The sequence below is a fragment of the Streptococcus sinensis genome (assembly GCF_000767835.1).
Taxonomy (GTDB): Bacteria; Bacillota; Bacilli; order Lactobacillales; family Streptococcaceae; genus Streptococcus; species Streptococcus sinensis.
The window spans coordinates 1-25,608 of record NZ_JPEN01000097.1; the positions used below are offsets into that span (position 1 = coordinate 1).

Sequence of the window (25,608 nt, forward strand, 5' to 3'; positions counted from 1 at the left end):
TCTTATCTCATTTTTCACTTAAAGCCTTGACAGACTTGACAAATGGTAGAAAAGAGCCAAAAACGCCTGCTTACGAAATTGTTTTTTCAATAAAAGCAATTTCGTAAACAAGCGTCTACCCTTTCATCATGATGATGAGTGTTCCCGCTAGGAAAGTTCCTAGCGGTAGACCAGAGCTAGACTAAGAGCATAAGAACTCCACCATCATAACACTCAACAAAATTGATAAAAATTATACTAATTCAATAATTGCCATTGGCGCAGCATCCCCACGGCGTGGTTCAGTCTTAAGAATACGAGTGTATCCACCATTGCGCTCAGCATAGCGAGGTGCCAATTCAGAGAATAATTTTTGAAGAGCTGTAGTTGTAGTGTATTTGTTAGTCTCTTCATTATAGTTTTCTGATGCAATTTCGTTACGTACAAAAGCTGCTGCTTGACGACGAGCATGCAAGTCACCACGTTTACCAAGAGTAATCATTTTTTCAACTGTTTTACGGATTTCTTTAGCACGAGCTTCAGTTGTTACGATTGATTCATTGATAATCAAGTCAGTAGTCAAATCGCGAAGCATTGCTTTACGTTGTGAGCTAGTGCGTCCTAGTTTACGGTAAGCCATGTATTCCTCCTTTATTTATCATTTCTTAACCCAAGACCAAGGTCGGCAAGTTTAACTTTAACTTCTTCAAGACTCTTGCGGCCCAAGTTACGAACTTTCATCATTTCAGGCTCTGATTTTTCTGTCAAATCAAAGACGGTATTGATACCTGCACGTTTGAGACAGTTGTAAGAGCGAACTGATAGATCCAATTCCTCAATAGTGCGTTCCAAAACACGATCATCTGATGTTTTTTCTGCTTCTTTCATGACATCAGTCGCAATAGCAACTTCTGTCAAGTTAGTGAACAGATTCAAATGTTCCGTTAAGATACGGGCTGAAAGTCCCAAAGCATCCTCTGGAATAATGGTTCCATTCGTCAAAATTTCAAGGGTTAGTTTGTCAAAACCATCGTTGCTACCAACACGAGCTGGCTCAACTTGGTAATTAACTTTTGTCACAGGCGTGTAGATAGAATCCACCGCAAGTGTGCCCACTGGAGCATCATCTTTTTTATTTTCGTCAGCTGGTACATAACCACGACCGCTATTTACAGCCATTTTTGCTTTAAAGCTAGCACCTTCACTAATTGTAAAGAGATAATGATCAGGGTTTATAATTTCGATATCACTGTCTGTCAAAATATCCCCAGCAGTCACTGCTGCAGGTCCTTCAACATCCAACTCAATCATCTTTTCGTCTTGGACGTAAGATTTTACAGCAATCCCTTTGATGTTCAGAATAATCTGCATCACATCTTCACGGACCCCAGAAATCGTATCAAACTCGTGCAATACCCCTTCAATATTGATAGAAGTCACTGCTGCACCTGGAAGTGAGGCGAGAAGTACACGACGAAGAGAATTTCCAAGTGTTGTACCATAACCGCGTTCTAATGGTTCTACTACAAACTTGCCATAGTTTTTATTTTCATCAATTTTTGTTATATTTGGTTTTTCAAACTCAATCATTTATTATACTCCCTCTTAAACGAAAAGCAGTGTAATTGTTTGTGATTATACACGGCGACGTTTTGGAGGACGAGCACCATTGTGTGGTACAGGAGTCACATCACGAATTGCTGTTACTTCAAGACCAGCGGCAGCAAGAGCACGAATAGCTGACTCACGACCAGAACCTGGACCCTTAACAGTAACTTCAACTGATTTAAGACCGTGTTCTTGTGCAGATTTAGCAGCAGCTTCAGAAGCCATTTGGGCAGCAAATGGTGTAGATTTACGAGAACCTTTGAAACCAAGAGCACCAGCTGATGACCAAGAAATTGCATTACCATGCACATCAGTAATCATAACAATAGTGTTATTAAATGTAGCGTGAATATGAGCAATACCAGATTCGATATTCTTTTTCACACGACGTTTACGTGTTGGTTTAGCCAAGACTTTTTACCTCCTTATATTATTTTTTCTTACCTGCAATCGCAACGGCTTTCCCTTTACGAGTACGAGCATTGTTCTTAGTGTTTTGTCCACGGACAGGAAGTCCACGACGGTGACGGATACCACGGTATGAACCGATTTCCATCAAACGCTTGATGTTCAGGTTTACTTCACGACGAAGGTCACCTTCAACCTTGATTGCATCCACTTCACGACGGATTGCGTCTTCCTGATCAGATGTCAGATCTTTGACACGGATGTCTTCTGAGATTCCAGCAGCAGCCAAAATTTTCTTAGAAGTTGGAAGTCCGATACCGTACACGTAAGTAAGTGAAACGACTACACGTTTGTCATTTGGAATGTCAACTCCAGCAATACGAGCCATTTTTTCTCCTTTCTATCTTATCCTTGACGTTGTTTGTGTTTTGGATTTGCTGGGCAAATTACCATAACACGACCATTACGACGAATAACTTTGCAGTATTCGCAAATTGGTTTGACCGATGGTCTTACTTTCATTTCTTATCCCTCCAAGTTTTTCGATTATTTAAAGCGGTAAGTGATCCGTCCACGTGTCAAATCATAAGGACTCATCTCGACAGTAACACGATCTCCCGCTAAAATACGAATATAGTTTTTACGAATTTTACCAGAAACTGTTGCTAAAATCTGATGTCCATTTTCAAGTTCAACCGTAAACATTGCGTTCGGCATCGTATCAACTACTTTGCCTTCAACTTCAATCACATCGTCTTTTGCCACGCAAAAGCACCTCCCTAAATTTCGATAGATTCCTCTGAGCACAGAGGTAACAATTATAAGTCAGACTAACTCATTGTATCACTACTTGTCAAATATTGCAAGCAGGAAAAACGCTTTATTTCAAATTTGACAAGACTTTTTCGATATCTGAGAAAACAGCTTCAATCTCTTGATTCCCCTGAATATCGTGGACCAGTCCTTGGGCGCGGTAATGATCAATAATTGGTTGTCCTTGAGCAATGTTGACATCCAAACGACGTTTCACGGTTTCAGGTTTGTCGTCTTCACGTTGGTAATAGTCTTCTTCTTTGTAATCCACCGGTGGATTGAATACTTTATGGAAAGTTTCGCCTGTTTCGCGGTGGATAATCCGACCGCTCAAACGTTCTAGCAAGCTATCTGGATTCACTTCGATATTGATCACGCCTTCCAGCTGGATACCGAGCTCAGCAAGGATTTGATCCAAAGCATGAGCTTGATCAATTGTCCGTGGATAACCGTCCAACAAGAAACCAGTTTCTTTAATATCATCTTGTGCCAAGCGCTCTTTCACGATTCCGTTTGTCACTTCATCTGGCACCAACTCGCCTTTAGAAATGTAGGATTTCGCCAATACACCCATTTCTGTCTCATTAGCCATAGCAGCACGGAACATATCCCCTGTTGAAATATGCGCAACATGGAATTGTTCTACGATCTTAGCTGCTTGAGTTCCCTTGCCTGCCCCTGGCAAGCCCATAATCAAAAGATTCATGATCTGTCTCCTTTTTTGTTTTTAAAGCAATCTATTAAAGCACTTAATAAACTTTTTTAAAAACAAAATAGAAGGTTGACTAGGTCAACCTATTTCTATTCTGTTGTAGTATCCATAAATCCGACATACTTGCGCTTCAGAAGATAGCCTTCCAACTGTTTCATTCCTTCAATACCAGTTGAAATAATGATAAGAAGACTAGTTCCTCCAAGAGCAACCGCATCGGTCAGGCCGAAAAGGTCTTTGGCTAGGATTGGAATAATCGTTACAAATCCTAGGAAGAGAGAGCCAACTGTTGCCAATCGGCGAAGCAGCTTAGACATATAATCTTCAGTCCCTTTACCTGGCCGAACACCTGGGATGTAGGCTCCGCTCTTTTGCAAATTCTCTGCTGTCTTTTCAGGATTAATCTGTACAAATGTATAAAAGAACGTAAAGAGAATAATTAAGAAAGCATACATAAACATACCACTGATGGTAGTAGTCGCAAGAAGCGACTGGGCTGTCCGAACCCAACCAGCATCATAACCCATGGCACTTACAAATTGGAAGATGGCTGCCGGAGCAGCTGTAATCGAACTTGCAAAGATAACCGGAATCACTCCAGCAGGATTGACTTTCAATGGTAAGTAAGAACTGGATGGTGCCCCTTTTGCAATTTTTGTATATTGAATCGGGATCTTGTATTCAGCTTGCTGCACAAATGTTGTAAAGTAGATAATAATCAAAACTGCAACAATCAAAATCCCTACAAAAATCGATGATGAAGTCAGCCGTTCACTTGGAACATTGACAAAATAATCTTCATAGATTCCCTTAATCATTCCAGGAATTCCTGACACAATCCCTGCAAAGATAATCATGGATACACCGTTCCCATAACCCTTATCGGTAATTTGCTCACCAAGCCAGGTCACAATCATTGAACCTGTCGTAAGCAGTGCCCCAATTAAGAGATAGGTTTGCCAGTTTGGTGTTGCTACCAACTTGGTCCGTGATAGGGTTGCAAATCCGGCGGTTATCCCAATAGATTGAACAAAAGCCAAGATTAAAGAGATATAGCGGGTTGCCTGATTAAGCTTTCTCCGTCCCACTTCTCCTTGCTTGCCCCACTCCACAAATTTTGGAAGCAAGTCCATTTGCAAGAGTTGCACCACAATTGAAGCTGTGATGTACGGACTAACACCGAGTGCGAAAACAGAGAAATTTCTCATCGCATTCCCAGAAACCAAGCTAAGCATATTTAAGAAAGGCAAATCGCTCAGACTGTTCAAAGCTTTAGCATTAATTCCTGGAACGGTTATGGTTGTACCAATACGGAAAACTAAGATGATGAAAATGGTGAACAAAATCTTAGACCGTACTTGTTTTATTTTAAATGCGTCTTTTAATAGCTTGAAAAACATAGGTCACCTCTCTTAGATGACTTCGACTGAACCACCTTTAGCAGTGATAGCTTCTTCAGCTGATTTAGAGAATTTAGCTGCTTTAACAGTCAACTTCTTAGTCAATTCTCCGTTGCCAAGAATCTTAACACCAGATTTTTCAGCTTTTACAATACCTGCTTCGATGAGAACCACTGGAGTTACTTCTGCACCATCTTCAAAAATATTTAATTGGTCAAGGTTAACAATCGCATATTCCTTGCGGTTTACATTCAAGAAACCACGTTTTGGTACACGACGGAACAATGGAGTTTGTCCACCTTCAAAACCAAGACGAACACCGCCACCGCTACGAGCTTTTTGACCTTTTTGACCGCGGCCAGATGTTTTACCGTTACCTGATGATGTACCGCGACCTACACGGTTGCGAACTTTACGTGAACCTGCAGCAGGTTGTAATTCATGAAGTTTCATTATATTATTTCTCCTCTTTTGTAAAATGCTAGCGCTCATATAGGAGAAAAGGTGTCTCCTATATAAACTCGCCTATACATATATTTAGTTTTAGGGGCTGAGAAAGTTCTCAAATCCCCTAATGTATCTTAATAAAAGTTATTCAGCTAACCAGCCTACTTAACTTCTTCAACAGTTACCAAGTGAGATACAGCAGTAATCATACCGCGTACTGCTGGGTTATCTTCTTTGATAACTGAGCTGTTCAATTTGCCAAGTCCAAGTGCTACAACAGTTTTACGTTGTGACGGAATGCGTCCGATTGGAGACTTAGTCAAAGTAATTTTAATTTGAGCCATGAGTTCCCCTTTCTTAAGCCAAGTCAGAAACTGAAATACCACGAAGAGCAGCAACTTCTTCAGCGCGTTTAAGTTGTTTCAAACCTTCAACAGTTGCGCGAACGATGTTGACTGGAGTGTTTGAACCAAGTGATTTAGATGTAATATCTGCCACACCTGCCAATTCGATGACGGCACGAACAGCACCACCAGCAGCAACTCCAGAACCTTCAACAGCTGGCTTAAGCAATACTTTCGCTCCACCAAATTCTGAAAGAACTTCGTGAGGAATAGTTGTACCAACCATTGGAACTTCGATCAAGTTTTTCTTCGCATCTTCAACTGCTTTACGGATAGCTTCTGGTACTTCTTGAGCTTTACCAGTACCGAAACCAACACGGCCGTTGCGATCACCAACTACTACAAGAGCTGCAAAACGAAGACGACGTCCACCTTTAACAACTTTAGTAACACGGTTGACAGCAACTAAGCGTTCTTCAAGTTCAACTGCATTGTCTTTAAATGCCATTTTCTAGTGTCCTCCCTATTAGAATTTCAATCCGTTTTCACGAGCTGCATCAGCCAAAGCTTTTACACGTCCGTGATAGAGATATCCACCGCGGTCAAACACCACTTCAGAAATACCTTTAGCAACTGCACGTTCTGCAACGAGTTTACCTACAACAACGGCTTGTTCAGTTTTAGTTCCTTTTGAAACTTCTTTGTCAAGAGTTGAAGCGCTTGCGAGCGTTACACCCGCTACGTCATCAATCACTTGAGCGTAGATGCCTGTATTAGAACGGAATACGTTCAAACGTGGGCGATCAGCAGTTCCAGAGAGTTTTCCGCGAACGCGACGGTGGCGTTTTTGGCGGACTTTATTTTTATCTGGTTTCGTAATCACAATTTTCACCTCTTATTATTATTGACGTGCTTCAGCACAAAATTGGAAAATATATTGGCCGGCTGAGAAAATCAGCCAATCAATATTATTTACCAGTTTTACCTTCTTTACGGCGAACGAATTCACCAACGTAACGGATACCTTTACCTTTGTATGGCTCTGGTGCACGAAGGCTACGTACATAAGCAGCTGTTTGACCAACCGCTTCTTTTGAAATTCCGCTGATAACGATAGTCGTCGGGTTTGGAAGTTCAAAAGTAATTCCTTCAGGAGCTTCTACTTCGTCTGGATGAGATTTACCAACTGAAAGCACAAGCTTTTTGCCTTGAAGTTGAGCACGGTAACCAACCCCACGCATTTCAAGTTCTTTCTTGAATCCTTCTGATACACCAACAACCATGTTGTTCAAAAGGGCACGAGTTGTTCCGTGGATTGTTTTCATTTCTTTTGAATCGTTTGGACGGTGAAGAGTTACTTCAGTTCCTTCCACACGGATTTCAATATCTTTTGAGAACTCACGAGTCAGTTCTCCTTTAGGTCCTTTTAGAGTTACAACGTTGTCATTGTTAGTGAGTTCAACACCAGCAGGCAACACGATAACTTTATTACCAATACGTGACATGTATATTTTCTCCTGTTAGATTGTCAGGCCGCAAGCGACCAGTTTTCACGGGGGTTAAAGATACTTATTGTGTTCAATAGCTAAATTGAACACGCTCTAAGAACTGTGCAAAATAGATAAGTTGGCTGGTTTGTAAACAAACTGCTCCAACTTCCTAATTTTGCTTTGTTCTTTACGAGCTTTGTATCTTAATTAGAGTTCGAGCTAAGAATTTGGTGAAAAAGATAAGTTTGTCTTGGAGCATCGCTCCTACTACAAACTTCCTATTTTCACTGCATTCTTTTAACGCTCTCACATCATAAACTACCAAACGTAAGCGATAACTTCTCCACCAACATTCTTTTGGCGTGCTTCTTTATCAGTCAGCAAACCTTCAGATGTTGAAAGGATAGCAATTCCAAGTCCGTTCAAGACTTTTGGAAGGTCTTCGCGTTTCTTGTAAACACGCAGACCTGGTTTTGAAACACGTTTCAAACCAGTGATAACTTTTTCACCATTTTGTCCGTATTTAAGGAATACACGGATGATGCCTTGTTTGTCATCTTCGATGATTTCAACGTTTTTCACAAAACCTTCACGCTTCAGGATTTCAGCAATCCCTTTTTTGATATTTGATGCAGGCACTTCAAGTACTTCGTGGTTCGCTTGGTTAGCGTTACGGATACGAGTCAAAAAGTCTGCAATTGGGTCAGTCATAACCATTTTATATTTCTCCTCTTACTAGTAGTTTGCAAGTCGCACTTGCTAGTTAATACATGATACAAAGAGCGTAACAGCGCGAGCAAAAATAGGCAATTTGATGCAGGAGCGATGCTCCAAAGCAAATTGGTCTTTTTTGCCAAAGCTGTAGCTCGTGTTCAAATTGGCAAACCCAACTGAACTCGGGCTAAACTCTGTTTGAAAAAGATACAATCGTTTTAACTCATGGAGTCTTTAACAATTTTCCTATTTTCACTTGGAATTTTGACGCCCTTGATATCTTAAATTACCAAGATGCTTTGGTAACGCCAGGAATTTGTCCTTTGTATGCTAATTCACGGAAGCAAACACGGCACAATTTAAATTTGCGGTATACTGAATGTGGACGGCCACATTTTTCGCAACGAGTGTAAGCTTGCGTAGAGAACTTCGCTGGGCGTTTGTTCTTAGCAATCATTGATTTTTTAGCCATTTGTTTTACCTCCTATATTATTTTGCAAAAGGCATTCCAAGGCCTTTAAGCAATTCGCGTGACTCTTCGTCAGTGTTAGCAGTTGTTACGATAACGATATCAAGACCACGAGTCTTATCAACGTCATCAAAGTTGATTTCTGGGAAGATCAACTGTTCTTTCACACCAAGTGTGTAATTTCCGCGTCCATCAAATGATTTTGTTGGAACACCGTGGAAGTCACGCACACGTGGAAGTGATACAGTAACCAATTTATCCAAGAATTCATACATACGTTCGCCACGAAGGGTTACTTTCGCACCAATCGCTACACCTTCACGAAGACGGAAGCCGGCGATTGATTTTTTAGCTTTAGTGATCAGTGGTTTTTGACCTGAGATAAGAGCAAGCTCTTCAGCAGCTTTTTCAAGGTTTTTAGCGTTTGATACAGCGTCACCGACACCCATGTTCAAAACGATTTTATCCACTTTTGGCACAGCCATAACAGATGAGTAGTTGAACTTTTCAGTCAGAGCAGGAACTACTTCTTTAAGATATTTTTCTTTTAAACGATTTGCCATTATACTTCTCCTTTCCTTCGTGATTAGTCAAGCACTTCGCCTGATTTTTTATTGTAGCGAACTTTTTTGCCATCTACAAATTTGTAACCAACGCGTCCTGCAACACCATTCTTGTCAAGAACTTGAACGTTTGACACATGGATTGGTGCTTCTTTTTCAACGATAGCACCTTGAGGGTTTTCGCTATTTGGTTTTTGGTGCTTCTTAACAAGGTTAACACCTTCAACAACAACTTTGTTTACTTTTGGAAGAGCTGCAACAACAAGTGCTTCAACACCCTTGTCCTTACCAGCAATTACGCGAACTTTGTCGCCTTTTTTTACAAACATTCTTAGGTTTCTCCTTTAATTTCTTACGCCCATGAGGGCACCCTGGAAATCTTCCAGGGGACTTGTTTGATTTTTTTGATTAAAGTACTTCTGGAGCCAAAGATACGATCTTCATGAAGCCGCCGTCACGCAATTCACGAGCAACTGGGCCGAAGATACGAGTTCCGCGAGGAGTTTTGTCTTCACGGATGATGACTGCAGCGTTTTCGTCGAATTTGATGTATGAACCATCTTTACGACGAGCACCTGATTTAGTACGAACGATAACCGCTTTTACAACGTCACCTTTTTTAACTGCACCACCAGGAGTAGCTTGTTTTACAGATGCCACAATAACATCACCGATGTTCGCAAATTTACGTTTAGAACCACCAAGAACTTTGATAGTCAAGATTTCGCGTGCACCGCTGTTGTCTGCGACTTTCAAACGAGTTTCTGTTTGAATCATTTCAGTTTTCTCCTTTCAGGCTTGATTAGATGATAACCGCTTCTTCAACAACTTCTACAAGACGGAAACGTTTTGTAGATGAAAGCGGACGAGTTTCCATGATACGTACGATATCGCCTTCTTTGGCAACATTGTTTTCATCATGTGCTTTGTACTTCTTAGAGTAGTTAATACGCTTACCATAGACTGGGTGGTTACGTTTTGTTTCAACTACAACTGTGATTGTCTTATCCATCTTGTCAGAAACGACGCGTCCGACAAGAGTTTTACGTTGATTACGTTCCATTTAGAATTTCTCCTTTCCCAAGTCTATTATTTAACTTCTGATTGAACAGTTTTGATACGTGCGATTTGTTTTTTCACTTCTTTCAAACGCGCTGTCTGCTCCAACTGACCAGTAGCGGCTTGAAAACGAAGGTCAAACAATTCTTTCTTCAATTCATTTTCACGCTTCGCGAGTTCTTCTTGAGAAAGACCACGAAGTTCTTTAACAAAATCTTGAATTTCTTTAAGTTTCATGCCTTCTCCTTATTCTGCTTCACGCTTTACGAATTTACATTTAACTGGTAATTTGTGGCTTGCAAGACGAAGAGCTTCACGAGCGATTTCTTCTGATACGCCAGCGATTTCAAACATCACTTTGCCACGTTTAACTGGTGCTACCCAACCTTCTGGAGCCCCTTTACCAGATCCCATCCGTACACCGATTGCTTTTGCAGTGTATGATTTGTGTGGGAAGATTTTGATCCAAACTTTACCACCACGTTTCATGTAACGAGTCATAGCGATACGGGCAGCTTCGATTTGACGGTTAGTGATCCAGTGGCTAGTAGTTGCTTGGAGACCATATTCTCCAAATGTTACTTCTTTACCACCTTTAGCTTCACCACGCATTTTTCCGCGGAATTCGCGACGGTGTTTAACACGTTTAGGTACTAACATTGGTTATTTACCTCCTTTAGTGTTTTTACGAGCTGGAAGAACTTCTCCACGGTAGATCCATACTTTAACACCAAGTTTACCGTAAGTAGTATCAGCTTCTTCCCAAGCGTAATCGATATCCGCACGAAGGGTGTGAAGTGGAACAGTTCCTTCAGAGTATCCTTCGCTACGAGCGATATCTGCACCGTTCAAACGACCTGATACTTGAGTTTTGATTCCTTTAGCTCCTGCACGCATTGCACGTTGGATTGCTTGTTTTTGAGCACGACGGAAAGCAACACGTTGCTCCAATTGACGAGCAATTCCTTCACCAACAAGGTGAGCATCCAAATCTGGTGATTTGATCTCGATAATGTTGATGTGGACTTGTTTACCAGTCAATTTGTTAAGTTTCACACGAAGTGCATCAACGTTTGCTCCACCTTTACCGATAACCATACCTGGTTTAGCAGTGTGAAGTGAAACGTTAACTTTGTTTACTGCGCGTTCGATTTCGATAGTTGAAACAGCTGCGTCAGCCAATTCTTTTTGAACGAATTTACGGATTGCAAGATCTTCATGAAGGTAATCCGCGTATTCTTTTTCAGCATACCATTTGGCATCCCAATCACGGATGATGCCGACACGCATACCAATTGGATGTACTTTTTGACCCACGATTTTACCTCCTTATTTTTCTGCAACAACCACTGTAATGTGGCTAGTGCGTTTGTTGATTGGTGAAGCTGAACCTTTTGCACGTGGACGGAAACGTTTCATAGTTGGTCCTTCGTTTGCGAAAGCTTCAGATACTACCAAGTTAGCTTTTTCCAAACCAAAGTTATTTTCAGCATTAGCGATTGCAGAATTCAATACTTTTTCGATAATGCCAGCAGCTTTGTTTGGAGTGAATTTCAAGATTGCGATTGCGTCAGCGACGTTTTTACCACGGATGTTGTCAAGAACTAGACGAGTTTTACGAGGTGAAACACGCACTGTACGAGCCATTGCTTTAGCTGAAGTAATTTCTGCCATTTATGTTCTCCTTATTTTCTACGTGTTTTCTTGTCGTCTGCAGCGTGACCTTTGTAAGTACGAGTTGGTGCAAATTCACCAAGCTTGTGACCTACCATGTCTTCTTGGATGTAAACAGGTACGTGTTTACGTCCGTCATAGACTGCGATTGTGTAACCGATGAAACTTGGGAAAATCGTTGAACGACGTGACCAAGTTTTGATAACTTTTTTCTTTTCGTCGTTAGCTTGAGCTTCAACTTTTTTCATCAAATGCTCATCGACGAAAGGTCCTTTTTTAAGACTGCGTCCCATTTTTATGTTTTCTCCTTTAAAATAAGTACCACAGCGGCCTGCGCTGCTAAGCAGCGCTACCGAGCTGGCGGATAGATTGTTTTAGATTATTTCTCGTTGCGACGACGAACGATAAGTTTGTCAGATTTCGCTTTCTTGTTACGAGTTTTAAGACCAAGAGCAGGTTTGCCCCATGGAGTAGATGGTGCTTTACGACCAACTGGTGCTTTACCTTCACCACCACCGTGTGGGTGATCGTTAGGGTTCATTACAGAACCGCGAACTGTTGGACGGATACCTTTCCAACGGCTACGTCCTGCTTTACCAAGATTCACCAAGCCATGTTGTTCATTTCCGACAACACCAACTGTAGCGCGGCAAGTGCCAAGAATCATACGAACTTCGCCTGATTGAAGACGAACAAGAGTGTATTTACCTTCTTGACCCAATACTTGAGCAGAAGCTCCAGCAGCACGGACCAACTCACCACCACGACCTGGTTTCAACTCAATGTTGTGAACCAAAGTACCAACTGGGATGTTAGCAAGCGGAAGTGCGTTACCGATCTTGATATCTGCTTCAGGACCTGAAACGATGCGTTGACCTACTTCAAGACCTTTAGGAGCGATGATGTATGCTTTCACACCGTCAGTGTAGTGTACCAAAGCGATGTTTGCTGAACGGTTTGGATCGTACTCGATAGTTTTAACTACTGCTTCAACAGCATCTTTGTTACGTTTGAAGTCAATCAAACGGTAGTGACGTTTGTGGCCGCCACCTTGGTGACGAACAGTGATGCGTCCGTTGTTGTTACGACCAGCTTTGTTCTTAAGTGAAACGAGCAAAGATTTTTCTGGAGTGCTAGTAGTGATTTCAGCGAAATCCAAAGAAGTCATATTACGGCGACCGTTTGTTGTTGGTTTATAAACACGAATTCCCACGATATTTCCTCCTTAGATTATTCTGCTTCAACAGCTCCGAACAACTCGATTGCTTTTGAATCTGCTGTCAGAGTGATGATAGCTTTTTTAGTTTTGTTAGTAAAACCAGTGTAACGTCCAACGCGTTTAGCTTTAGGTTTTACGTTGATAGTGTTGACATTAGCAACTTTAACTCCTTCAAAAGCAGCTTCAACAGCTTGCTTGATCAAAAGTTTGTGAGCGCGAGTGTCTACTTCAAATACGTATTTGCCTGCTTCAAGCTGAGCCATTGAGCTTTCAGTGATCACAGGTTTTTTGATAACGTCATACAAATTCATTATGCAAGAACCTCCTCGATTTTAGAGATAGCTGCTTGAGTAACAAGAAGTTTGTCGCTGTTTGCGATGTCAAGAACACTTGCAGATGTTGCTGTTGTAACTTTAACGTTTGGAAGGTTGCGTGCTGAAAGTGCAGCAAATTCATTTCCTTCTTCAAGAACAACAAGTACTTTTGTGCCGATGCTCAATGCTGCAAGCACTTTTGCAAACTCAGCAGTTTTTGGAGCTGTAAATGAAAGGCTGTCTACAGCTACGAATTTGTTTTCAGCAACTTTTTCAGAGTAAACTGATTTAAGTGCCAATCTACGAACTTTACGTGGAAGTTTGTAAGCATATGAACGAGGAGTTGGACCGAAGACGATACCACCACCACGCCATTGTGGAGAGCGGATAGAACCTTGACGCGCACGTCCAGTTCCTTTTTGACGCCATGGTTTGCGTCCGCCGCCTGATACTGCAGAACGATTTTTAACAGCGTGAGTTCCTTGACGAAGACTAGCACGTTGGCTGACGATAACGTCAAAGACAACAGCTTCGTTTGGCTCAATACCAAAGATTGCGTCATTAAGAACTACTTCACCAGCTTCTTTACCAGTTTGGTCAAATAATTTTACGTTTGCCATTGTGACTGATTTCCCCTTTCTTTATTATTTACCAGCTTTAACTGCTGACTTGATAGTGATAAGAGATTTCTTAGCACCTGGTACGTTACCTTTAATCAGGATAACGTTCTTCTCTGGAACAACCTGTACGATTTCAAGGTTTTGAATCGTTACGCGGTTGCCACCCATACGTCCAGCCAAGCGTTTGTTTTTGAAAACGCGGTTTGGCGCAACTGGTCCCATTGAACCAGGACGACGGTGGTAGCGTGAACCGTGAGCCATTGGGCCGCGAGATTGGCCGTGGCGCTTGATAACACCTTGGAAACCTTTACCTTTTGAAGTTCCTGTTACATCAACAACATCACCAGCTTCGAATGTATCGACAGTGATTTCTGCTCCAACTTCCAAGCCTTCAATGTTTTTGAATTCACGAATGAAGCGCTTAGGAGCTGTGTTAGCTTTCGCTACATGGCCTTTGGCAGGTTTGTTGCTCAATACATCACGAAGGTCATCGAAACCAACTTGAACTGCGTTGTAACCGTCTGTTTCAACTGTTTTAACTTGAAGAACCACGTTTGGAGTTGCTTCAACAACAGTTACAGGGATTAATTCGCCAGCTTCAGTGAAGATTTGAGTCATTCCCACTTTTTTCCCTAAGATTCCTTTTGTCATGAGAAAATGTTTCCTTTTCTAAAATTTTGTTTAAAAAGTTTTTAACGAGCGTTTTTCATGCTCAAGATATCAAGCTTTGGATTAAAGTTTGATTTCTACGTTCACACCACTTGGAAGATCCAATTTCATCAAAGCGTCAACTGTTTTTTGAGTTGGGTTGATGATGTCGATCAAGCGTTTGTGAGTACGCATTTCAAATTGTTCGCGAGAATCTTTGTATTTGTGAGTCGCACGAATGATTGTGTAGAGGCTACGCTCAGTTGGAAGTGGGATTGGGCCCGCAACTTCAGCACCTGTACGTGCGGCAGTTTCTACGATTTTTGCAGCCGCTGTATCAAGTGTACGATGTTCGTAAGCTTTCAAACGGATGCGGATTTTTTTGTTTGCCATCTTTTTTCTCCTTTTCGTCTATTTAAGATAATAGGCTAGCTCCACAAGAAAACCGACAGGTGGTTGCGTGGCAATGCAACCGAGCGTGTCGCAACCTCTTGCATCAAAGCTAAAGACTGTTTTACACAGCACCATAGTATGATACCACACGCGCGGCAACATTGCAAGGGATTTGGGAAGATTTTTTAATTTTTCTTAAAAAATTGGTAATTTAAAGAAAAAGAGTCTGAGACAAAATAGTTCTCAGTCACATCACCTGTAAAAAGGATTTCCTCTTGCCAACCGAGAACGTCTTTGTCAAGCCACCAACACTTCATATCAGCAGGACTAAATTCAGCTACTTTTGAACGTGTCGCATGTCGACGAACTGTTTCTTTAAAAGTCAAATCGTAGTAATAAGCGAAAACCTTGTTATCAAAAAGCTGCCGCAAGCGCTCCAGCATGTCACCATAAATATCCGTTTCATAAAAACCTTCAACAATTACCAGCAAATCATGCTCATGACCATAATGAGCAATCGTTTCTGTTAGAAAAATAGATAAGTTATCTGGTTCCACCTTTTCCTTGAGCATCTCACGCCGGACAAGGTCTTGTGAAATCACAAGCGTCCCACGACCAAAATGATTTTGTAATTTTTTAGCTAGGCTGGTTTTCCCAGAGCCGGAATTACCCCGAATGATGACTAGTTGCGCCATTAGTCAATCTCCTTCACCAAACGATTGTACTCGCGCTTGATACAACGGTTCATGACGATATGATTGCGACCTGCCGCCCGCAAAATTTCTTCCGCTTCTTGACTTTGAAGTCCCAGCTGCGCCCAAAAAATATTGGCATCCGTCTCAATAAAATCACGCGCCACATCCGGCAAAAATTCGCTTCGCCGAAAGACATTGACAATATCCACGGAAATAGGAATATCCTGCAAACGCGCATAAGCCGTCTCGCCCAAAATCTTTTGACCCGCTAACTTAGGATTGACCGGAATGATCTGATAACCCAGTCCCTGCATGATCTTTGAAATACGATTGCTAGTCGTTTCCTCGCGGTCAGAAAGTCCGACAACTGCAATCACTTTGCTCGTCTCCAAATAGGTCTGAATCATGTAATCACTAGGATTTTGAAATTCGTACATAAAATACCTCACTTATTTCCTTATGACCAGTATAGCATTTTTTGAAAAAGGAGGCAGAAATTGGGGCTAGGATTTTTTTAGGAACGAATCAGCAAATATAGCTGCCAATTATGATATAATGATTAGATAGATAAAAATATAATAGTCTTACCAGCGACAAAAATAATTGCTAACAACAAAGGAATATGATGAAAAAATTTTTTAATTTATTAACAAACTTAACGATTATAGCCGGTATCCTCATTATCAGCTACCCTGTTATTAGCCAAATTTATTACAATTACCAAACCAAACAAGAGGTTAAGGACTTTGACTCATCTGCACAAAAATTAACTTCTGAAGACGTGGCGGAACGAATAAAACTAGCTACTGCTTACAACCGCTCTTTGCAAAATTTGGCAATAACAGATCCCTATACCAAAGAAGAAAACGCTAAGGGGCAGGCAGAATATGCTCGAATGCTGACTGTTCATGAAAAAATAGGTAGAATCTCCATTCCTAAAATTGATGTTGACCTGCCAATTTATGCCGGTTCAAGCGAAGAAGTTTTACAAAAAGGGGTGGGACACCTTGAAGGAACCAGTTTGCCGATTGGCGGTCAGAACACTCACACTGTTCTAACTGCCCACACGGGTTTGCCCAACAATCGCCTTTTTACCGACTTGGATAAAATGAAGGTGGGCGATAAATTTTTCATTCAAAATATCGCTGAAACACTTGCCTACGAGGTTGATTCCATAACGGTGATCGAGCCGACCCAGTTTGACTCTCTAAATATTGTACCTGACAAAGACTACGTGACTTTGCTGACTTGTACTCCTTATATGATCAATTCGCACCGTTTACTTGTGCGGGGCCACCGGATCCCTTACAAACCAAGTGAAGAAAAAGTAAAAAATCCGATTAGTCATATTTCTATTCCACCGCTTTATCTAGTCGTTTTCGCAATTCTATTTCTCATTTTCATTATTTTGGCTTGGAATAAGTGGAAATCGAAAAAAGCATAGAAAGATCTATCATGACAAAAAAAAAGAAAAACAAAAAATGGCTACAACTAACCTATAAAATACTTACCATTCTGGGTTGTTTGATGATCTGTTATCCCTTTGTCAGTCAGATTTATTACCAATATGTGACTATGCAAGAGACAAAGCAATTTGATGACGAGAAAGGTAAATTAGCTGACCAAGATGTTGAAAATCGTATTGAACTCGCCAAAGCCTATAACAGCACCTTGTCCCCAGAAAAAATAGGAGACCCTTTCTCAAGTAGAAAAAAAGAGGAAGGCGTAGCCGAATATGCTCGCATGTTGCAACTGCAAGAAAAAATTGGCTATGTCACGATTCCTTCTATCAATCAAAAAATTCCCATTCGGGCAGGGTCATCTGAGAATGTCTTGCAAAACGGGGCAGGACACTTAGAAGGAACCAGCCTACCCGTCGGTGGAGTTAGCACCCATACGGTCATCACCGCCCACAGAGGACTTCCCACAGCCAGACTTTTCACCGACTTGGATAAGGTAAAGGTCGGAGATGTCTTTTACATCACCAATATCAAGGAAACCTTGGCTTATCAGGTAGATAAGATTTTAACTGTTGAGCCCACTGATTTCAAACCAATACTGGTTAAAGAAGGCGAGGATCGTGCCACTCTTTTGACTTGCACGCCTTATATGATTAATTCTCATCGCCTACTCGTTCAAGGCAAGCGCATTCCTTTCCGCGAAGCTGAAAAGAAGAAAAAAACAAAGATCGACTTTTTTGCCCAATATAAATGCTTTATCCTTCTTGCTGCCGGACTCATCCTCCTACTCTTAGGCTATCTACTCTTTAAAATGTTAAGAAAGAAAGGAAAAGAAACATCACTTTCATGAAAAAGAAAAAACAATTACTTGGGCTGAGTCTCCTGTTAATTGGAATTGCGCTCTTCCTCTTTCCTTTTTTATCCATGATTAAAGAAGACATTTGGCAATCCAATGCTCAGCGCACCTATCAGCAGACTAGCGAAAAAACATTCCAAAAACAACGAGCAGCTGTGGAACAAACCACCGTCACCGGAGCTATCCAAGATATTTTCCTAACAAAAAAAGATACTGATCCCATGCAAAAAACGCCCTACTCAGATCTGCTAGATACCAATCAAGTTGCGGGACGCATGAGCATTCCTGCTTTAGGACAACATTTCGACCTCTATCTTGACGCCGACTATGATAAACTCCTAAAGGGAGTAGCGACCCTCGTCGGAACATCTGCCCCCTTGGGTATAAAAGGACAGCGACCGATTATTGCAGGACATAGAATTAATTATAATGGCATGTCTTTCTACTTCCTCCCCTTCCTCAAAAAGGGAGATAGAATTTATTTCGACATTCTTGGGAAAAATCTAGAATACGAAGTGACCGATAGCGAGGTCATCGATGAATACGAAAGCGAAAAACTCAAACCGATTGAAAACGAGGATATGGTCACGCTCATGACCTGTGTGAACGAACCAAGCTATGACAAACGGCTCCTTGTCAATGCAAAAAGAGTTGTTTCAGATAGTGAAAAAAAGCAAAACGTATCTGCTAATCCCTTGATTTCCTTTGTTAGCAACCAACATATCAAACTTGGTTTCAAATTACAAAGGCTTGCCCCTTATTTGATTGTGATTGTTGGAACAGCGATTTTTCTCTTTTTCACCAAGCGACTATGGAATATCATAAAAAAACACTGATAAATCAGTGTTTTTTCTCGCTTTTATAAAGCTTATATCCTAGTCCGATTAAAACGACGGCAATTCCTAAAAACCAATAAATGGCTAAGGTCCCCGTTTTGATGATTGGTGTTCTTGGCGTAGTCGGTGGCACCAGTGTATTGGTAATCACAGTGCCAGTTTTGTCTGTCATGTTTTTATAAGTCGCTGTATAGCCATTAGGAACATCTTCTTCAGCTGTGTAGGTGTAATCTTTCCCTGCCGCATCTGTTTTTTCTAAATTCATAAAGGTATGTTCCCAGTTATTGCTGTCACTCAGCTCAATTTCATCAATGACTTGCCCATTTTGTTTGAGACGAACAGTGATACTGTTTAACTTTTTACCTTTCCATTCTTTCCGAACTTTAAAACTGGTCTTGTCTTCTCTCTGTTTTAAAACCTGCTTGGGATAGACATGAACGGCGTCATTTCCTACCGTGAAATAGCTACCGTCGGGTTTTGTCACAGGCAATTCCACTTCTAATGGAACTGGTGTCGCATCACCCAACGTCTGATTTCCTGCTAACTTTGATTTTTCTTTATTAACGACGATATAGTATTTTCCAGCTTTCAAACCACTAAAGGTGAGCCGACCGCCATTTTCAGTTATCTTTGTTTGAACAAGCTCTCCGTCTGCCTTATCCTTATGGATGTCAAAGGCAACGCCATCAATGGTTGAGGCTTCACTGCCAAAATAATTCTCAATATCTAAAGGCTGCCCAGAATAACTATCTTTTCCTCCACCTTTAGGCCAACCATTCAAATCTTTTAACTTAACCAAGGTTAAAATAATATCGTAGGTTGCATCTGACGACGCTTGATTTTCTTGAGATGAGACGGTTGTAAATGGCCGCAAAGTTACCAAAATAACAATGGCCGTAAGTATGGATAGCAGACTGCTCAATATTCTTTTTCTTGTCATAGTATCCTCCTATAACATAGTACTTGTACTCTTCACTAGGATATTTAACTGTTTTAAATACCCTAGTGAAGAGGTAAGGATTGTCCTTACTTCTTCATTTTATTACTTAGCTGAACGACGTTTCGCAATGAAACCTAAACCGACAACCAAGACACCGGCTGCAATCACGAGCGCTGAACCAATACCACCCGTTTGTGGGATTGTTACCTTGTTGTTGACAACTTCAACAATTTTGTTAGCATTTGAATAGCTATCATGTGAAACGATAAACCCAATTACTTGTTGTAACAAAGCATAACCATCTGGTGCTTTGGTTTCTTTGATTTGGTATTCTGTCGTAGCAGAAGTGTCATCGTGTGCTTTCCCAGCAGTACCATAGGCAAGACCTTTGATTTCAAATGTTCCATCAGTTGCTGATAGCAAGTAGATTGGTTGACCTGCTGTTGGTTGCACTGTAGAGCTAGTCGCTGTAACCGTTGTATCACTAGTAGAGAATTTACCAGCGGCAATGGCATCTTTATTTGCTTTAATTAAGTCTTCTGTCCATTTGATTTGTTGACCAGATGAATCTTGCAACTCAAAGATAGCTCCTGCAAGAGGGGTACTATTTTTATCGTTTTTAATAAACTTAGCACCACCCGTGTGGAGTTCAGGGATATCAGTTGGTTTTTCTTCTTTCTTAAAGTTAGGGTTTGTACCATAATCAACTTTAACATCATTCTTATTAGCTTGACCCATAACTGCATCTTCGTTGATAACAGTATCATAGGTAATAGTGATAACATCATTAGCTTTCAAAGACTTAATAAATGTTTCTTTAAAAGCAACACTTATTGTACCAGCCTTTGTATCAACCGGAGAAGTTCCAGTTGTTTCATAGTCAGTTGTAGGAACTACATCATTTCCTTTTTTAACAACAAGATTGCCTTTATAAGTCAAACCTGCTGACATCTTATCGGTAAAGGTCAAGACTTTATAATCTTCAATTCCCTTAGGCATTTTAGAAGTTACTTTAAAGGTCTTCTTTACACCAATATTTGCAGTGTCGTGCTTGTCGTTATCGTTTACAACTTTATCTATGCTCGGTTTGTCAACAGTATTCTTGGGATATACATGGACAGCGTCAGTACCAGTTGTGTACCATCCACCTGTAGCCTTAAAGACTGGTAACTCAATTTCCATTGGAACCGCAGCAGATTCTGCAAGTTGTTCTTGCGATGACAATTCTGATTTTTCTTTGTTTTCAACAATCATATACTTGCCAGCTGGTAAATCCTTAAAGGTAATTTGACCATTTGCATCAGTTTGTCCTTCTTGTCCTGCTACAAGTTCACCGACTTTGTCCGCCTTGCTGTCATCATATTTGTGAACTTCAAACCAAACGCCTGGTAGTGTCTCTGAACCTGCACCAAAATAATTTTGGATGTTTAACTGTTGCCCTGTATATTCTGTACCATCTGCACCAGTTTGTTTTGGCCAATCAGTTAAGTTCGCCATTTTAACCTTAGTCAAGACGATGTCATATGTAGCTTCCGTAGTCGCAAAAGTTTTATCTGCTCCAAATGCTAAAAGCACGATACTAAGAGCTGCTAAAAACGAGAGGAAATATAGTTTTACGTTTTTCATTGTGTTGCCTCCTAAAAAGCCTTTCTATTTTTTTGCATATAATGTAAAATTACTGCCAATGTTAATGTTAAAGTTCCCATCAAAATATATGGTAGGATACCTGAGCCACCCGTATTTGGATAAGTCGGGTTCACCTTGTTCTTCACCGTCAAGGTTGCTGTTTCTCCGACATTTGCATCCGTAAAGGTTACTTTCTTTTCAGACGCCTTACTGATTTCCAAATAATACTTTGGAACAACCTCTTCAATGTAGTAGGTGTAGTACTTACCGGTGGTTTTGTCCTTAGGTGGGTAGTGTTTTGTAGATTCCCAGAGATATGGAGCAGTTGCAGTCCGCTCTAACTGAATCGTCTCAACAAGCTCTCCATTTTGAGTTTGTCCGTCCGTTGTCCGGTACAACTTAACCTCTAGTTTCTTCGGTAGCTGGTCATTTGTAATCTGATTGCCGTCCTTGTCATACCAGAGTTTCTGGATCTTAATAGACGGATACCTCGTGTTGGTGATGACAAATCCATTTTGAGCGTCACCGCTATAATCGGCATCGTATTCAGGTGGAATCTCCTTTTCTCTGACCACGTACTTAAAGTCGGTGATTTTCTTCTCCGCTGCGGCTTTTTGTAATAGTTTCGCAGCAGATTCCTCATCTGGTATCGGACTAAAGGTGTCTTTCCAGTTATTGCTGTCAGAGAGCTCTTTTTCTTCCTTAAGCTCTTCTTTTGCAACACCGTCTTCCTTCCAAGTAGCGTAAAGCTGTGCCGTTATTTTAGAATGTGTTGTTTCAGAGTCACGCCACTTCTTCTCAACCGGAATGGTAATTCGCTTGTTGACTTTGTTGGTAACTACATTGGTTTCACCAAATTTTGGTTCGGTATTGTATTTTACTTGGAAAGTATTAACAGCCGTCTTGCCACCAATATTATTATCCTTGTCATAAGCCGGAGCTTTCATATCCAGGATTGCATGCAAAATGGTGTACTTATGAATGACCGTTCCCGTTTTAGAAACAATCTTGATTGCTGTTACATCTTTATAGTCGCTTGGAGTTGTTTCCCAATTTGAACTATCTACCTCTGTGGCAGCATTCATGGATGGATATTTATCCGTTCGATAGTAAATATCAAAATCCGCTGTCTTATCTTCATCACCGACTTTCACAGTGATTGGGCCTGTCAAGGTGTTTGAAAAGGCAGATTCGGCACCACCCGCAGTCGTCCGATCGCTGTCTCCAACATGAGGAAGAACATCGTAGATTTCTACTCTTGTCAGATCACTATCGTAGTAATTTCGCACTTGCAGGTCATATTGGAAATGTCCCGAAGTGGGAGTTAACCCACCGTACTCTGTTTCAATACCGTCTTTACTGAAGTCTCGACCATAATATTGAGGCCCACCTTCCACCAATGGCTCAGTGCTACGGATCGTTTTAACACTCTGCAGACTGTCTGTTACATTCCCTATAACCTTTGAAGTAGCCTTTACGACCTTGTCCGTAGTGTCGCCGTTCATATTGATATCTCTTTCGTCATCCACAATCTGATTTGAATCGGAATGAATGGCGTCTGGGAACGGTTGACCATTGTCTTGGTAGAAATAAAGTTCATTCGTGTTATTGAAAGTTGGGGTCTCTGCTTTACTTGGGATAATGTCACTATTGATTTTTAATCCCTTTAGTTTGAAAGCATAACCTGTCCCGTTATTTAAGTCTTTTACCAGACCTGATTTTAATTTGATTTTGATTGCTGTCCGACCACTACCATTGTAGTTTTCAATGACTGAAAATTTATCAATCATGTCCAGATTTGCTATCCCGATTGCTTCGAGCATATCTTCCGCGTTTGTTTTGTCTACACCTGGTGCAATACTAACCCCCTTAGGAAGAAGATCAACAAGCGTTGGATTCTTTAGGTAGCGGGCTTTGGAAAGTTGTTCAAGTTCTAACCTTAAGAAGAAGAAAAGTGATTCTCCTTCAACGCCAGAAGTTTGTCCATCCGTATTCTTTGATAGACCAATCTTTTCTACAAATGGTACAAACTGTTTGCTCCATTCAGCGGATGTATTAATTGGAACATCTTGATTTTGAGAGTTTTTCACTTTAGCTTCAAGACCGACCACATTTTTTATATCCTTTGCAGCAGAATAAGGAACATGATATGGATCTTTGAAAGCCATATGGACAAAACCATCAATAATCGTCCCAACTGGTAAAGCGTAATCTTTGAAGTGGATGGTTATTTTAGTGTATTTTGGAGTGACAACCGGTGCGTCCGCTTCTGTTAATTCTCCGTTTCGGATCTTTTCAGCCGCAGCATTTAGTTCGTCTTGTGCCTCCTTATTGATCTGCTGTCCTGGAGAAAAAGTATCATAAGTCCCATCGCTCTTATAGGCGCGGATTTCCATCTTATCATTGAGAGGTTTAGCATTTATCCCTTTTCTTTCAAAGAAAGAATCAACACTAGTGAAATACAGTCTTGAGTCAAACTTGCTGGCATCTTCAACCAGAGTGATCTCTTGCATCGGTTTTGATAGCTTGTTTTCTACCTTGACTGTATAGTCTAGTCGCTGTGCATAAAGTCCAGCTCTATCATGTTGCACCGTCTGATGCTCTGTCCTCTTGGCAAGAATCCCTGTACCACTAAAATCATCTGCAATGAGGTTAAAAGTTATGTCGTCACTAGTTTTATACTCTTCATTTGCCGACGGATTGAAAGGAGTAGCTGTAATGTCTGCCTCATTCTTAAAATTAGGTTTAGTCCCACCATTTTTGTATTGAGCATCTGGGAAGGATAGGTACAGAGTAGCCTTTCCGACATCAATATTATGACGAAAGTCCCCATCAAAATCACTTTCTAAGAATTCCTTTGTGTAGGTTGCCGTTCCAGTGCTACTATCGTAGGTCCAGTCAGGATTAAGGGCTTGGTCAAACTTGGCAGTAACTAACTGACCTTGGCTATTCATATAAGTCGGCAGCTTATCCTTGATGACGACTTTTTTCATCATTCGCTGCTGACCTGAATTTGCCTGCACTTGATAGGTGAAACTGAACGGTATAGGCTCTGCACCGGTTTCAGAAATCCTAGTTGAATCTCCTGTCTTAGCTGTCCCTCCGTAGAGAAGCTGACCATCTTCGCTACTAGTAGCAACTACCTTTGTTAGGTTCATATTTGGATAAGTTGGAGTATACTCCTGATCATTTCCTGTGTATAGAACTCCACCATTCTTATCCTTAAGAGTAACCTTTGGTTGTAACTTATAGTCTTTCGGAACTAATCCATCTGTAAAGCTAAAAATATAAGGGATGCTAATCTTTGTTGTTGATGTAATGGAATTGAAACGGATACGATAAATTGTCTTCCCATTTTCCACTATTTTTTCTGCACTTTTGATTAGAGGGATACCTTCGGTCGGAACTGTAAAGTTATCTAGATAAGCATCTGTGTTCAGCACCTTACCACCCGGATACAGAGTAGTTGGCATTTCAATATCTAGATAAGGTCCTTCTATGTCTGAGGTTAAACTAGTTCCATCAATATCCACATAAGTGGTAATCTGTTCATCTGTACGATAAGCCGTCTTTGCATTTGGCTTTATCGTGACAGTTGGAACTGTTGCCGTTGGCGTAGGAGGAGGTCCCGGTGGTAATGCATCGTCATCATCTTCTGATGTAGCCGTAGCTGAAGTTGTTTGACTCGTTGAGCTGCTACTTTCTTGACTAGAACTACTAGGGGTTTCCTGACTCTCGTTGACAGTGCTTTTCTGAGTTTCACTACTAGAACTTCCCGAGTCTTCTTTTTTGGCAGTTTCAGCAGGATTACTTACTAGAGCAGAAGACGGGCTGGTCTGTTCTTGTGCGAAGGCAAGAGAAGCACCACTCACTCCTTGTAAAATTGTGTTCATAAGCAGAATCAGAACTAAAAATATACTGCCTTTTTTCTTCATTGCCTCTCCTTTTCTAAGTTTATTTCACATTCCGGACGAAATTTAATATATATATATTAAAACATTTCATAAAACAGCTCTTTATGAAATTTATTTATGTATGGAAGTCATGCTATTCCCTCTAGGACCCTGATTTAACGAAGTCCAAAAGAAAATCCCAACAAACGAGAGCCCCTCATGCTGTTAGTCAACTAAAACAAGTTAACGCTTTCTTACGCACTGAACACTTTCAATCATTGGTTGTGTTACATACTTATACAAGTGTGAAAGCTTGATAAATATAACTCTGACTATATTGTAGCACGTTTATTTAATTAAGACAAGCAAGTCAAAAAAGTTAAATGTATGTGGTTGTAGCGTTACAATAGATGTGAGACCTGAGTACC

At 40.9% G+C, this 25,608-nt stretch carries 37 protein-coding genes; 3 read left to right on the forward strand and 34 right to left on the reverse strand.

What is annotated here, in order from left to right; genetic code table 11:
• Positions 1-232: 232 nt before the first annotated feature.
• From rplQ to SSIN_RS08180, 31 genes are all read right to left on the reverse strand, one after another.
• Complete coding sequence (gene rplQ / locus SSIN_RS08035; protein ID WP_005591286.1) at positions 233-619, reverse strand: 50S ribosomal protein L17; 387 nt, start codon at positions 617-619, stop codon at positions 233-235.
• 11 nt (positions 620-630) lie between these two features.
• On the reverse strand, positions 631-1,569 hold the full coding sequence (locus SSIN_RS08040; RefSeq protein WP_037617749.1) for a DNA-directed RNA polymerase subunit alpha: 939 nt from the start codon (positions 1,567-1,569) through the stop codon (positions 631-633).
• A 45-nt stretch (positions 1,570-1,614) separates the two neighbouring features.
• Positions 1,615-1,998 carry a 30S ribosomal protein S11 gene (rpsK, locus tag SSIN_RS08045; protein WP_001118386.1) on the reverse strand — a complete coding sequence of 128 codons (384 nt, stop codon included), beginning with the start codon at positions 1,996-1,998 and terminating at the stop codon, positions 1,615-1,617.
• Between the two features lie 19 nt (positions 1,999-2,017).
• Positions 2,018-2,383, reverse strand: a complete 366-nt coding sequence (gene rpsM / locus SSIN_RS08050; RefSeq protein WP_005591288.1) for a 30S ribosomal protein S13 — start codon at positions 2,381-2,383, stop codon at positions 2,018-2,020.
• A 17-nt stretch (positions 2,384-2,400) separates the two neighbouring features.
• A complete protein-coding gene (gene rpmJ / locus SSIN_RS10365) occupies positions 2,401-2,517 on the reverse strand; it encodes a 50S ribosomal protein L36 (protein WP_001808836.1) in 117 nt (38 codons plus the stop codon).
• Between the two features lie 24 nt (positions 2,518-2,541).
• Entirely contained in the window at positions 2,542-2,760 is a 219-nt protein-coding gene (gene infA, locus SSIN_RS08055; RefSeq protein ID WP_001029883.1) for a translation initiation factor IF-1, read from the reverse strand.
• Positions 2,761-2,875: 115 nt separating this feature from the next.
• The gene (locus tag SSIN_RS08060) at positions 2,876-3,514 is read right to left on the reverse strand and encodes an adenylate kinase (RefSeq protein WP_037617752.1); all 639 of its coding nucleotides are present in this window, start codon (positions 3,512-3,514) and stop codon (positions 2,876-2,878) included.
• A gap of 95 nt (positions 3,515-3,609) precedes the next feature.
• Positions 3,610-4,920: a preprotein translocase subunit SecY gene (gene secY, locus SSIN_RS08065; RefSeq protein ID WP_037617754.1), complete on the reverse strand. Its 1,311-nt coding sequence runs from the start codon at positions 4,918-4,920 to the stop codon at positions 3,610-3,612.
• Between the two features lie 12 nt (positions 4,921-4,932).
• The gene (gene rplO, locus SSIN_RS08070) at positions 4,933-5,373 is read right to left on the reverse strand and encodes a 50S ribosomal protein L15 (protein ID WP_037617756.1); all 441 of its coding nucleotides are present in this window, start codon (positions 5,371-5,373) and stop codon (positions 4,933-4,935) included.
• A 155-nt stretch (positions 5,374-5,528) separates the two neighbouring features.
• Entirely contained in the window at positions 5,529-5,711 is a 183-nt protein-coding gene (rpmD, locus tag SSIN_RS08075) for a 50S ribosomal protein L30 (RefSeq protein ID WP_002894509.1), read from the reverse strand.
• 13 nt (positions 5,712-5,724) lie between these two features.
• The gene (gene rpsE / locus SSIN_RS08080) at positions 5,725-6,219 is read right to left on the reverse strand and encodes a 30S ribosomal protein S5 (RefSeq protein ID WP_037617759.1); all 495 of its coding nucleotides are present in this window, start codon (positions 6,217-6,219) and stop codon (positions 5,725-5,727) included.
• An 18-nt stretch (positions 6,220-6,237) separates the two neighbouring features.
• Positions 6,238-6,594, reverse strand: a complete 357-nt coding sequence (gene rplR, locus SSIN_RS08085; RefSeq protein WP_005592009.1) for a 50S ribosomal protein L18 — start codon at positions 6,592-6,594, stop codon at positions 6,238-6,240.
• Between the two features lie 85 nt (positions 6,595-6,679).
• On the reverse strand, positions 6,680-7,216 hold the full coding sequence (rplF, locus tag SSIN_RS08090) for a 50S ribosomal protein L6 (protein ID WP_037617761.1): 537 nt from the start codon (positions 7,214-7,216) through the stop codon (positions 6,680-6,682).
• Positions 7,217-7,519: 303 nt separating this feature from the next.
• A complete protein-coding gene (gene rpsH, locus SSIN_RS08095; RefSeq protein ID WP_002899666.1) occupies positions 7,520-7,918 on the reverse strand; it encodes a 30S ribosomal protein S8 in 399 nt (132 codons plus the stop codon).
• 283 nt (positions 7,919-8,201) lie between these two features.
• A complete protein-coding gene (locus SSIN_RS08100; RefSeq protein ID WP_001085697.1) occupies positions 8,202-8,387 on the reverse strand; it encodes a type Z 30S ribosomal protein S14 in 186 nt (61 codons plus the stop codon).
• A gap of 17 nt (positions 8,388-8,404) precedes the next feature.
• Entirely contained in the window at positions 8,405-8,947 is a 543-nt protein-coding gene (rplE, locus tag SSIN_RS08105; protein WP_037617766.1) for a 50S ribosomal protein L5, read from the reverse strand.
• A gap of 23 nt (positions 8,948-8,970) precedes the next feature.
• Entirely contained in the window at positions 8,971-9,276 is a 306-nt protein-coding gene (rplX, locus tag SSIN_RS08110) for a 50S ribosomal protein L24 (RefSeq protein ID WP_015604250.1), read from the reverse strand.
• Positions 9,277-9,355: 79 nt separating this feature from the next.
• Positions 9,356-9,724: a 50S ribosomal protein L14 gene (rplN, locus tag SSIN_RS08115; RefSeq protein ID WP_037617768.1), complete on the reverse strand. Its 369-nt coding sequence runs from the start codon at positions 9,722-9,724 to the stop codon at positions 9,356-9,358.
• A gap of 25 nt (positions 9,725-9,749) precedes the next feature.
• Positions 9,750-10,010 carry a 30S ribosomal protein S17 gene (gene rpsQ, locus SSIN_RS08120; RefSeq protein ID WP_037617770.1) on the reverse strand — a complete coding sequence of 87 codons (261 nt, stop codon included), beginning with the start codon at positions 10,008-10,010 and terminating at the stop codon, positions 9,750-9,752.
• Between the two features lie 26 nt (positions 10,011-10,036).
• On the reverse strand, positions 10,037-10,243 hold the full coding sequence (gene rpmC / locus SSIN_RS08125) for a 50S ribosomal protein L29 (RefSeq protein WP_005591297.1): 207 nt from the start codon (positions 10,241-10,243) through the stop codon (positions 10,037-10,039).
• A gap of 9 nt (positions 10,244-10,252) precedes the next feature.
• Positions 10,253-10,666, reverse strand: coding sequence for a 50S ribosomal protein L16 (rplP, locus tag SSIN_RS08130; RefSeq protein WP_005591298.1), 414 nt, complete (start codon positions 10,664-10,666; stop codon positions 10,253-10,255).
• A 3-nt stretch (positions 10,667-10,669) separates the two neighbouring features.
• Positions 10,670-11,323: a 30S ribosomal protein S3 gene (gene rpsC, locus SSIN_RS08135; protein WP_037617773.1), complete on the reverse strand. Its 654-nt coding sequence runs from the start codon at positions 11,321-11,323 to the stop codon at positions 10,670-10,672.
• A gap of 12 nt (positions 11,324-11,335) precedes the next feature.
• Positions 11,336-11,680 carry a 50S ribosomal protein L22 gene (rplV, locus tag SSIN_RS08140; RefSeq protein ID WP_009443859.1) on the reverse strand — a complete coding sequence of 115 codons (345 nt, stop codon included), beginning with the start codon at positions 11,678-11,680 and terminating at the stop codon, positions 11,336-11,338.
• 11 nt (positions 11,681-11,691) lie between these two features.
• Positions 11,692-11,973, reverse strand: a complete 282-nt coding sequence (gene rpsS / locus SSIN_RS08145) for a 30S ribosomal protein S19 (protein ID WP_000533766.1) — start codon at positions 11,971-11,973, stop codon at positions 11,692-11,694.
• 86 nt (positions 11,974-12,059) lie between these two features.
• Entirely contained in the window at positions 12,060-12,893 is an 834-nt protein-coding gene (rplB, locus tag SSIN_RS08150; protein ID WP_037617775.1) for a 50S ribosomal protein L2, read from the reverse strand.
• Between the two features lie 17 nt (positions 12,894-12,910).
• Positions 12,911-13,210, reverse strand: coding sequence for a 50S ribosomal protein L23 (locus SSIN_RS08155; RefSeq protein WP_037617777.1), 300 nt, complete (start codon positions 13,208-13,210; stop codon positions 12,911-12,913).
• Positions 13,210-13,833: a 50S ribosomal protein L4 gene (gene rplD / locus SSIN_RS08160; protein WP_037617779.1), complete on the reverse strand. Its 624-nt coding sequence runs from the start codon at positions 13,831-13,833 to the stop codon at positions 13,210-13,212. The genes SSIN_RS08155 and rplD overlap by 1 nt, the downstream gene beginning before the upstream one ends.
• A 24-nt stretch (positions 13,834-13,857) precedes the next feature.
• Positions 13,858-14,484 carry a 50S ribosomal protein L3 gene (gene rplC, locus SSIN_RS08165; protein ID WP_037617781.1) on the reverse strand — a complete coding sequence of 209 codons (627 nt, stop codon included), beginning with the start codon at positions 14,482-14,484 and terminating at the stop codon, positions 13,858-13,860.
• 81 nt (positions 14,485-14,565) lie between these two features.
• Positions 14,566-14,874 (reverse strand): 30S ribosomal protein S10, encoded by a 309-nt coding sequence (gene rpsJ / locus SSIN_RS08170; RefSeq protein WP_005591304.1) that lies wholly within the window; start codon positions 14,872-14,874, stop codon positions 14,566-14,568.
• Positions 14,875-15,059: 185 nt separating this feature from the next.
• The gene (locus SSIN_RS08175; RefSeq protein WP_037617783.1) at positions 15,060-15,569 is read right to left on the reverse strand and encodes a kinase; all 510 of its coding nucleotides are present in this window, start codon (positions 15,567-15,569) and stop codon (positions 15,060-15,062) included.
• The gene (locus tag SSIN_RS08180) at positions 15,569-16,006 is read right to left on the reverse strand and encodes a CoA-binding protein (protein ID WP_037617785.1); all 438 of its coding nucleotides are present in this window, start codon (positions 16,004-16,006) and stop codon (positions 15,569-15,571) included. The genes SSIN_RS08175 and SSIN_RS08180 overlap by 1 nt, the downstream gene beginning before the upstream one ends.
• 188 nt (positions 16,007-16,194) lie before the next feature.
• On the opposite strand from SSIN_RS08180, the gene SSIN_RS08185 reads away from it, so the two are divergent.
• The 3 genes from SSIN_RS08185 to SSIN_RS08195 are packed head-to-tail and all read left to right on the forward strand — an operon-like array spanning position 16,195 to position 18,721.
• Positions 16,195-17,013, forward strand: coding sequence for a class C sortase (locus SSIN_RS08185; RefSeq protein WP_037617787.1), 819 nt, complete (start codon positions 16,195-16,197; stop codon positions 17,011-17,013).
• 11 nt (positions 17,014-17,024) lie between these two features.
• Entirely contained in the window at positions 17,025-17,879 is an 855-nt protein-coding gene (locus SSIN_RS08190; RefSeq protein ID WP_037617789.1) for a class C sortase, read from the forward strand.
• Complete coding sequence (locus SSIN_RS08195) at positions 17,876-18,721, forward strand: class C sortase (protein WP_037617791.1); 846 nt, start codon at positions 17,876-17,878, stop codon at positions 18,719-18,721. Before SSIN_RS08190 ends, SSIN_RS08195 begins: the two co-directional genes overlap by 4 nt.
• 4 nt (positions 18,722-18,725) lie before the next feature.
• On the opposite strand, the gene SSIN_RS08200 is transcribed toward SSIN_RS08195, so the two are convergent.
• From SSIN_RS08200 to SSIN_RS08210, 3 genes are all read right to left on the reverse strand, one after another.
• The gene (locus tag SSIN_RS08200; RefSeq protein ID WP_037617793.1) at positions 18,726-19,661 is read right to left on the reverse strand and encodes a Cna B-type domain-containing protein; all 936 of its coding nucleotides are present in this window, start codon (positions 19,659-19,661) and stop codon (positions 18,726-18,728) included.
• A gap of 102 nt (positions 19,662-19,763) precedes the next feature.
• Entirely contained in the window at positions 19,764-21,287 is a 1,524-nt protein-coding gene (locus tag SSIN_RS08205) for a SpaH/EbpB family LPXTG-anchored major pilin (RefSeq protein WP_037617796.1), read from the reverse strand.
• Between the two features lie 11 nt (positions 21,288-21,298).
• Positions 21,299-25,222, reverse strand: a complete 3,924-nt coding sequence (locus SSIN_RS08210) for a Cna B-type domain-containing protein (RefSeq protein ID WP_037617798.1) — start codon at positions 25,220-25,222, stop codon at positions 21,299-21,301.
• Between the last annotated feature and the right edge of the window lie 386 nt (positions 25,223-25,608).